Raw genomic sequence first — 8861 nt, 5'->3', positions numbered from 1 at the left:
CGGTAGTGCCGGCCGCTGGCCGGCACCTCTGTAACGGTTGGCCTGCGCCTACGCCCAGGCCTTCGGCCGTGCCAGCAGCCAGGCCACGCTCACGGCCAGCAGCAGCAACGACAGCCATCCCAACTGGTTCGGGCCAACCGCCTGCAGCAGCACACCCCCCGCAACGCCACCGGCAGCGATGGCCAGGTTCCAACCGGTCACCAGCATCGACTGCGCCAGATCCGCGGCGGCACCGGCGCGACGTGCCAATGCGGTCTGGAACAACGTAGGCACCGCGCCGAAGGCCACGCCCCACAGGATCGTCGCCAGCAGCAGCGGCGTCGCTTGACCCGGCCACAACAGCAGGGTCAGCACCGGCACGATGAAACCGATCACCGCCGCCCACACCAGCGTGCGCAGATGACGGTCCACGCCCCAGCCGGCAATGCCGATGCCGGCGATGGCGGCCACGCCAAAGGCCAGCAGCAGGCGGTCCAGCCACGGGCCGGCACCCGCCTCCACCGCCAATGGTTCGATGTAGGTGTAGAGCACGTTGTGCGCCAACACATACAACACCATCACCAGCAGCGCGCTGCGCACGCCGGGCATGCGCCAGACCGCGCCCAGCGATGTGCGCTGGCCGGCACCGGCAGCGGGCAAGGCTGGCAGCGCCCAGCGCGCGTAGGCCAGCAGCCCCACGCCCAGCACGCTCATCAACGCGAACGCCCAGCGCCAGCCGATCTGCTGGCCCAGCAACGTGCCCGCCGGTACGCCCAGCGACAGCGCCAACGGCGATCCGATCATCGCCACCGCAATGGCTCGGCCCTGCAGCGACGGCACCACCATGCGCGCGGCGTAGCCGGCCACCAGCGACCACAGCAGGCCACCACTCACGCCGGCCAGGAAACGTGCGGCCAGGATCAGCGGGTAGCTGCTGCTCAGTGCGGTCAGCGTGTTGACCACCACGAAGCCAGCGATGGCGGCCAGCAACAAGGGGCGTCGCGGCAGGCGCTGGGTCAGTGCGGTCATCGGCAGTGCGGCCATCACCGAGCCCAGTGCGTACACGCTGACCAGCTGGCCGACCGCCGCATCACTCACACCCAGGCTGTCGCCCATCGGCCGCAGTACACCGGCCGGCAAGGTCTCGGTCAGCAGGGTGATGAAGCCGCCGCCGGCCAGCGCCAGCAGTCCCGCCCAGGGCAGGCGCGTGGCTTCACCGGCCGGGCTGGCCGCATCGATGGCATGGCCGCTCATCGCTCGGTCTCCAGATCGGCGTACACCGCGTCACGCAGCTCATCAACGAAGGCACCGTCCATGCCTTCGTACAGGGTGTTGGTCAGCGCCACCACGCTCAGCCCACGCGCAGGATCGACGAACCAGCTGTGCCCGTAGGCACCGCCCCAGCGCCATGTGCCTATGTTCTGCGGCGTGCCGCTGGCGGCCGCATCACGCAGCACCGCAAAGCCCAGGCCGAAGCCCCAGCCGGCCGGTTCCGGCGGCCCCTGCTCACCCACCTGCGGGGTGGCCATCTGCGCTGCCAGTGCGGGCGGCAACAGGCCTGAACGTTGCACATCACGCAGGGCTTCCAACACCGCCATTACGTCATCGGCGGTACCGACCAGACCGGCCCCGGCCGAAGGGAAACGGCTGGCATCGGTGGCACGCGCGAGGCTGTACTCGATGCCGACGGTACCCTCGAACGGAGCGACCACCTCGCCTTCCTGAAGGCGATGCGGCCGCGGCGTGTCGGTGACATAGGGCGTGGCCAACCGCGCCGCGTTGCGCGCAGCAAAGGCTGTATCGCGCAGGCCCAGCGGTGCGGCCAGCAAGCGCTCGAACAGCACCTGCAGCGTTTCACCGGTTGCTGCTTCGGCCACCGCACCGGCCACATCCACGCCCAACGAGTACAGCCATTGGCTGCCCGGCGCGAACAGCAGCGGCGCCTGGGAAATGCGGTGCACGTTGTCCCCCAGGCTCACGGGATTGGCATCCAGCCCATCGCTGACGCCGGCGCGTGCATAGGGGCCGTCGACGTCGGCCTCCAGGAAGCGGTAGCCCAGCCCGCTGCTGTGGCTGAGCAGCTGGCGCAGGCTGATCGCTGGCGTGCTGCCATCAGCCAGCGCCGGGCGGAAGTCCGGCAGCCAGCGCTGCACCGGTGCATCGAGGTCGAGCACGCCCTCGGCCACCAGGCGCAGGATCACCGTGGTCAGCAGCGGCTTGCTGACCGATGCCAGCCGGAACACCTGATCGCGCTGCATCGGCGTGGCCAACTCGCGATCGGCCAGCCCGGTCGCGCTAGCATGGCGCAACACACCGTGCTCGCGCACCAGCACCACCGCACCGACCAGGCGCTGCGGGTGCACGTGCTGCAACAGCCGCTGCACCGATGGCAGCGTCGGCGTGGGTTCAAGGGAAGGAGCGGCATTCATCGCGGGAATCCGTGGGGAGAGGCCCGCCACGTTAGGCAGCGGGCGTCCGCGCAAAAAGCCGGTTGCCGCTCCGGGCATCATGGACCGTGCAGTCCGCAATCGGCATGATGGCCGGAACTGCAAGGCCGCAACGGTCCCCACGCCACCCCGCACCACAGCGTTGCGCTGGCGGAGCCGCCCGCTACAGCCGCGCCGACCTACCCTCCCGCTTTCATTGCCCGCACGCCCATGTCAGTCCTGGACAACCTCGCCAATCTGCAGACCTTCGTGCACGCGGCCGATAGCCGCAGCTTCGTCGAGACCGGGCGCCTGCAGGGCATCTCGGCCTCGGCCGCCGGCAAATGCGTTGCCCGGCTGGAGCAGGCATTGGGCGTGCGCCTGTTCCATCGCAGCACGCGCAGCATCACCCTCACCGCCGAGGGCCAGCTGTTCCTGGCGCGCTGCCGGCGCATCCTCGACGAGCGCGATGCCGCGCGCACCGAGCTGGCGCAGCCGCACGCCACGCCCCGCGGCACGCTGCGCATCGGCCTCCCGTTGGTGGGCGACCTGACCCTGCCGCTGATGGCCGAGTTCATGGCGGCCTATCCCGATATCCGCCTCGACCTCGATTTCAGCGATCGGCTGGTCGATGTCATCGAGGAAGGCTTCGATGCCGTGCTGCGCGTCGGCGAGCCCAGCGACTCACGCATGAACGCACGACGCCTGGGGGTATTTCCACGCCGCATCGTCGCCTCGCCCGCCTACCTGCAGCGCCGCGGCACGCCGCGCACGCCGGCCGACCTGTTGCAGCACACGCTGCTGCACTACCGCTTCCCCAGCACCGGTAAGCTGGAACTATGGCCTATCCACTGGCCCGACCATGAAACACCGCAGGAACTGCCGGTGCACATGGTGGCCAACACCATCGAAGCACGGGTAGCGCTCGCATTGCGCGATATCGGCCTGGCCTTCGTGCCGGTGCACTCGGTGCGCGATGCACTGGCGGACGGCCGCTTGGTTACCGTGCTGGACGAACACGTGCATTCCTGCGGCATCTTCCACCTGCTGTGGCCCTCGGGCCGCCACGTACTGCCGAAGCTGCGGGTGTTCATCGATTTCGTCAGCGCCCGCCTGGAAACCGTGCCCTAGGCGCGATCCCCCCATGCCCGGCCCACAGTAGATCCACGCCATGCGTGGATGCCCTTGTAGAGTCGAGCCATGCTCGACTTACCGGATGCCCGGCCCACCACACCCGGCCCACAGTAGATCCACGCCATGCGTGGATGCCTTTGTAGAGTCGAGCCATGCTCGACTTGCCGGATGCCCGGCCCACCACACCCGACCATTCAGCCAGCCCCGCTATACTGCCCGCTCATTCCTCCAAGAGGCTCGCGACCAATGCGCCATTGATGCCGCCGTCTTCCCACTAGACGGCCTGACTCTTCCCGCCCCTGCGCGCAGGGGAGAACCCGGCATCCATGGAGGTCGCATGACCACACATTCCCTCACGCTCGATCGCGTGTCGTATCGGCTGGCCGACGGCCGCCCGCTGTTTTCCGATCTGTCGTTTTCCTTCGAACCGGTTGCCACCGGCCTGGTCGGTGCCAATGGCACCGGCAAGAGCGTGCTCGCCCGCCTGCTGGCCGGCCACCTGCTGCCCGACAGCGGGCTGATACGCAGCAGCGGCCGCGTGTTCCTGTTGCCGACGCCCGGCTATCCCCCCACCGGCACGGTTGGCGAACTGGCCGGCGTCGGCGCGGAACTGGCCGCACTGCAACGCATCGAAGCCGGCAGCGTGGACGAGACCGACTTCGCCTGTGTTGGCGAGCGTTGGGATCTGCGCGAGCGCCTGCAGCAGCAATGGCAGGCGCTACGGCTGCCCGGCGATCTCGATCCTGCCCAACCCGCCGCGCGCCTCAGTGGCGGCCAGGCCATGCAGGTGGCGTTGTCCGGCGCCTGGGCCAGCGGCGCCGATTGGCTGATCCTGGACGAACCCAGCAACCACCTCGATGCCCGCCATCGCCAACAGTTGTACGAACACCTGCAGCAGTGGCGTGGCGGCCTGCTGGCAATCAGCCACGATCGCGAGCTGCTGGCGCAGATGCAGCAGATCGTCGAACTCGACGCGCGCGGGCTGCATCGCTATGGCGGGCCGTGGCAGCACTACGCGGACACGCGCGCCGCCGAACGTGAAGCCGCCGCCGCCCAGCTTGACCATGCACGTGCGCAGCATCGGCAGCAGCAACGCAGCGCGCGCGAACAGCACGAACGGCAACAACAACGCCAGGCGCGTGGCAACCGCGATGCGAAGCAGGCCAACCAGGCCCCGATCCTGCTTGGCCGGCAGAAGCAGCGCGCCGAGGCCAGCCACGGCCGCGCACAACAGGTGCAGGCCGAACGCCTGCAGGCCAGCGCAGAGCATCTGCGCGCAGCGGCATCGGCGGTGCACGCGGCGCCGGAACTGGCACTGTTCGCCGGTGCGGGTGACCGTGGCAGCACGCGCCTGCTACAGGCCGAGGCGCTGGTGCTGCCACATGGCTGCAGTGCCCCGTTGCAGCTGGAGATCCGCCGCGGCCAGCGCATTGCCGTGGTCGGTGACAACGGCAGCGGCAAATCGACCCTGCTGCGTGTGTTGGCCGGCCAGCGGCCTGCACGCAGCGGCATCGTGCAACGGCATGCGCCACTGGCCCTGCTCGACCAGCAGCTACTGGGGTTGTCCGGCGGGCGCAGCATCCTCGACACCGTGCAGGTCGCCAATCCGGGTGCGGACCCGGGCGAACTGCGCACCCGACTCGCGCTGCTGGGACTGGATGCGCAGCGCATCCAGCGCGCCGCCCACAGCCTCAGCGATGGCGAACGGGTGAAAGGCGCACTGGCCAGCGTGTTGTACGCCGATCCCGCGCCGCAGCTGTTGCTGCTGGACGAGCCCGGCAATGCGCTGGATCTGAGCGCATTGCAGGCGTTGGAGGAACTGCTTGCGGCGTGGCCGGGCGCACTGGTGATGGTCAGTCACGACCGGCACCTGCTGCAGGCGTTGCGGCCGACCCAGGTGCTGCAGGTGAGCACCGGGGGTTGGCAGTGGCGTGACGCCTTGTAGATCCACGCCATGCGTGAATTCGATTCCGTAGAGTCGAGCCATGCTCGACTCCGCCATGTCGGCCATCCACGTGAGGGGTGGATCCAGCGCAACAGCAGCCGAGCGTCGGCTCGGCTCTACACGAGCCGTTGGCTCAGCGCTTCCACACCGGGAACGCCTGCGGCAACTGCTGCCACAGCAATGACCCCGCGCGCAGCTCCTGGTCGTTGAGCAGGCACGCATCCAGCTGCGCGCGCACGGCACGCTCATCCATGTGCACGCCGATCACCACCAGCTCCTGGCGACGATCCCCCCACAACGGGTGCCACAACCGTTGCATCGCCGAATGCGCGGCCGCATCCGGGAATTCTTCCGGCCCCGGCAGCGGCGCGCTCCAGCAGTCGGCCTGCTGCCGCGCCCACCCGAGGTCGCTGTAAGGCAGCGGTGTCGGCGGCAACAACGGCGCGGTGTCTTCCAGCCCGGCCCGCACGCGGTCACGTGCGGCGTACCAGAAGCCCGCCGCCTGCGTGCGCGTCGCAGCGCCCACCGTGTTCAACTCGCCCACCCAGTCCATGCGGTTGGCCAGCCAGAACCAGCCCTTGCTGCGGATCACGCCGGGCATGCCCGACTGCAGCGCGCGGGCGAATCGCGCCGGGTGGAAAGGACGTCGCGAGCGGTAGACGAAGCTGCCGATGCCGTACTCCTCGGTTTCCGGTGTGTGCTCCCCGCGCAGTTCCTTCACCCAGCCCGGCGCACGCTGCGCACGCTCCATGTCGAAGCGACCGGTATCCAGCAGCTCGGCCAGCGGCACATCGCCGAAGCTGGACAGCAGCAGCTTCGCGTCGCGGTTCAGGCCACGCAGCACCGCCAGCGTGTCCTGCAGCACTTCGTCATCCACCTGGTCCACCTTGCTGACCACGATCACGTCTGCAAATTCGACCTGCTCGCACAGCAGGTCAACCACACCTCGGTCGTCATCCGGCCCGGCCTGCTGGCCACGCTCGGCCAGTCGCGACGTCGAGCCGAAGTCGGCCAGGAACGCGCTGCCGTCGACCACCGTCACCATCGTGTCCAGCCGCGCGATATCACTCAGGCTGAAGCCGTGTTCGTCGCGCACCGCGAAGGTGGCTGCCACCGGCATCGGCTCGCCGATCCCGGTCGATTCGATCAGCAGGTAGTCATAGCGACCGGCATCGGCCAGGCGCCGCACTTCCTGCAGCAGGTCATCGCGCAGCGTGCAGCAGATGCAGCCGTTGCTGAATTCCACCAGCGTCTCTTCAGTGCGGCGCAGCTCGGCCCCACCTTCGCGCACCAGCTGCGCATCGATGTTGACCTCGCTCATGTCGTTGACGATGACCGCCACGCGCAGGCCCTCGCGGTTGCGCAGGATCTGGTTGAGCAGGGTGGTCTTGCCGGCCCCCAGGAAGCCGGACAGCACGGTGACCGGAAGGCGACGGTCGGCGCGGGAAACAGTGTTCATGTCGGAGCGGGTTGGCTGCGGAACGGAAATGTTACTGTATAACAATTGTTGAGCAAGGAAACTCCCCCGATGAAGTCGCCTTCTGCCGCCCTGCTTGATGCCGGCGCGGTCGCCCTGTCCAGCCTGTGCCTGCTGCACTGCCTGGCGCTGCCCCTGCTTGCCGCCGCGCTGCCGCTGTTCGGCACCTGGGCCGAAGCGGAATGGGTCCACCTGCTGTTCGTGGCCATCGCCCTGCCGCTGACCGGCTACGCGCTGTGGCGGGCCGAGCGCCGTCACCCACTGCCCGTACTGGCCTGGGCCACCGCCGGCGCCGGGCTCGGCCTGCTGCTGGCCGGCGCGCTGGCGCTGCCCTCGCACGATTGGGAAACGCCGATGACCGTCACCGGCAGCCTGCTGCTGGCCGCAACGCATATCTGGAACGCGCGGCACCGGCACGCAGGGTAGAGTCGACTGTTAGTCGACTCTCGCGCGAAGCGCGGGATCTCATGCCGCCTGGGCGAAGAGCAGTCGACTGACAGTCGACTCTCCCCCCCCTCGGCCTATTTGCCGTAGCGGCGCAGCAGCTCGACCAGCACCTCGGCCTCGGCCGCCCGCTGCTGCGGATCTTCCGCGCCGACCACGTGTTCCTGCAGGTGCTCGTGCAGCAGCTCCATCAACAGGCTATGGGCGGCACCGCGCACGGCGGCAACCTGCACCAGCACGCCCGCGCAGTCCCCCGCTTCCCCCTCGGGCGTGTCCAGCGCCTGCTCCAACGCCGCCACCTGACCCGCGATACGGCGTACCCGGGTCAGCAGCTGCTTTCGATTCCTGTGTACATGGGCCATGGCGGGATCATATACCCTATGGGGGTATCCACTCCAGCTCCCACCGCCATGCAATTGGACGCCCTCGCCGCCGCCCGTCGCCACGAACACCGCTTCGACGGCGGCAACCCGCTGGCCGAACGCAACACCCGCCGCGCCCTGTGGCTCACCGTCAGCATGATGCTGGTGGAGATCGTCGGCGGCTGGTGGTTCAACTCCATGGCCGTGCTCGCCGACGGCTGGCACATGAGTTCGCACGCGCTGGCGCTGGGCCTCTCGGTGTTCGCCTACCGCTGCGCGCGCCGCTACGCGCACGATCCGCGCTTCGCCTTCGGTACGTGGAAGATCGAGATCCTGGCCGGCTATACCAGCGCCATCGCATTGCTCGGCGTCGCCGCGCTGATGGCCGTGCAATCGCTGGAACGGCTGTGGGTGCCCGCCCCCATCCACTACAACGAAGCCATCGCGATCGCAGCGGTGGGCCTGGGCGTGAACCTGCTCTGCGCCTGGTGGCTGCACGACAGCCCGGGCCACGCGCACCACCACCACGGGCATGACCATGACCATCATCACGGGCATGGGCACGACCACGATCACGGCCATGCGCACGGTCACGACCTCAACCTGCGCTCGGCCTACGTGCACGTGCTGGCCGACGCCGCCACCTCGGTGCTGGCCATCGTCGCCCTGCTTGGCGGCAAGCTGCTGGGCCTGACCTGGCTGGACCCGGTGATGGGCCTGGTCGGCGCCGTGCTGGTGACGGTCTGGGCGATCGGCCTGCTGCGCGACAGTGGCCGCATCCTGCTCGACGCGCAGATGGATGCGCCGGTGGTGGCCGAAGTACGCGAGGTAATCGAACACGGCCCGTGGCCGGCACGCCTGGCCGACCTGCACGTCTGGCAGGTGGGTCGCGGCAAGTACGCGGTCAGCGCCAGTGTGGTCACCAGCGACGTCAGTCTGGATGCCGATACCGTGCGCAACGCGCTGGCGATTCATGAGGAACTGGTGCACGTGACGGTGGAGATTCACCGCAGCGCCTGACCCGCATCCGGTAGTGCCGGCCGCTGGCCGGCAACCCCATGGGCTCCGGAAACAATCCAGCGTTGCCGGCCAGC

8 protein-coding genes are annotated in these 8861 nt (G+C 68.9%); 4 read left to right on the top strand and 4 right to left on the bottom strand.

Translation table 11 applies throughout. From position 1 onward, the window contains the following. Positions 1–48 precede the first annotated feature (48 nt). Together R1H25_RS20145 and R1H25_RS20140 are read right to left on the bottom strand one after the other, a co-directional pair. The gene (locus R1H25_RS20145) at positions 49–1233 is read right to left on the bottom strand and encodes an MFS transporter (protein ID WP_317224454.1); all 1185 of its coding nucleotides are present in this window, start codon (positions 1231–1233) and stop codon (positions 49–51) included. Beyond that, the gene (locus tag R1H25_RS20140) at positions 1230–2408 is read right to left on the bottom strand and encodes a serine hydrolase domain-containing protein (protein ID WP_317224452.1); all 1179 of its coding nucleotides are present in this window, start codon (positions 2406–2408) and stop codon (positions 1230–1232) included. The genes R1H25_RS20145 and R1H25_RS20140 overlap by 4 nt, the downstream gene beginning before the upstream one ends. Before the next feature lie 228 nt (positions 2409–2636). On the opposite strand from R1H25_RS20140, the gene R1H25_RS20135 reads away from it, so the two are divergent. Next, positions 2637–3536, top strand: coding sequence for a LysR family transcriptional regulator (locus R1H25_RS20135; RefSeq protein WP_317224451.1), 900 nt, complete (start codon positions 2637–2639; stop codon positions 3534–3536). Positions 3537–3876: 340 nt separating this feature from the next. Next, positions 3877–5484, top strand: a complete 1608-nt coding sequence (locus R1H25_RS20130) for an ATP-binding cassette domain-containing protein (protein ID WP_317224450.1) — start codon at positions 3877–3879, stop codon at positions 5482–5484. Between the two features lie 133 nt (positions 5485–5617). Here the strand turns inward: R1H25_RS20130 and R1H25_RS20125 are convergent, their stop codons facing one another. After that, positions 5618–6943 (bottom strand): GTP-binding protein, encoded by a 1326-nt coding sequence (locus R1H25_RS20125; RefSeq protein ID WP_317224449.1) that lies wholly within the window; start codon positions 6941–6943, stop codon positions 5618–5620. 69 nt (positions 6944–7012) lie between these two features. Here R1H25_RS20125 and R1H25_RS20120 point away from each other — a divergent pair, with 69 nt between their 5' ends. Next, entirely contained in the window at positions 7013–7387 is a 375-nt protein-coding gene (locus R1H25_RS20120; RefSeq protein ID WP_010484159.1) for a MerC domain-containing protein, read from the top strand. A 95-nt stretch (positions 7388–7482) separates the two neighbouring features. On the opposite strand, the gene R1H25_RS20115 is transcribed toward R1H25_RS20120, so the two are convergent. After that, positions 7483–7767, bottom strand: a complete 285-nt coding sequence (locus R1H25_RS20115) for a metal/formaldehyde-sensitive transcriptional repressor (RefSeq protein ID WP_317224448.1) — start codon at positions 7765–7767, stop codon at positions 7483–7485. Positions 7768–7815: 48 nt separating this feature from the next. On the opposite strand from R1H25_RS20115, the gene dmeF reads away from it, so the two are divergent. Continuing rightward, positions 7816–8787 carry a CDF family Co(II)/Ni(II) efflux transporter DmeF gene (gene dmeF / locus R1H25_RS20110; protein ID WP_317224447.1) on the top strand — a complete coding sequence of 324 codons (972 nt, stop codon included), beginning with the start codon at positions 7816–7818 and terminating at the stop codon, positions 8785–8787. Positions 8788–8861 lie beyond the last annotated feature (74 nt).

This window comes from Stenotrophomonas veracruzanensis (genome assembly GCF_032911525.1).
Lineage (GTDB): Bacteria > Pseudomonadota > Gammaproteobacteria > Xanthomonadales > Xanthomonadaceae > Stenotrophomonas > Stenotrophomonas africana.
The sequence above is the reverse complement of the archived record's forward strand: the minus strand, read 5'-3'. Positions and strand labels throughout refer to the sequence as shown.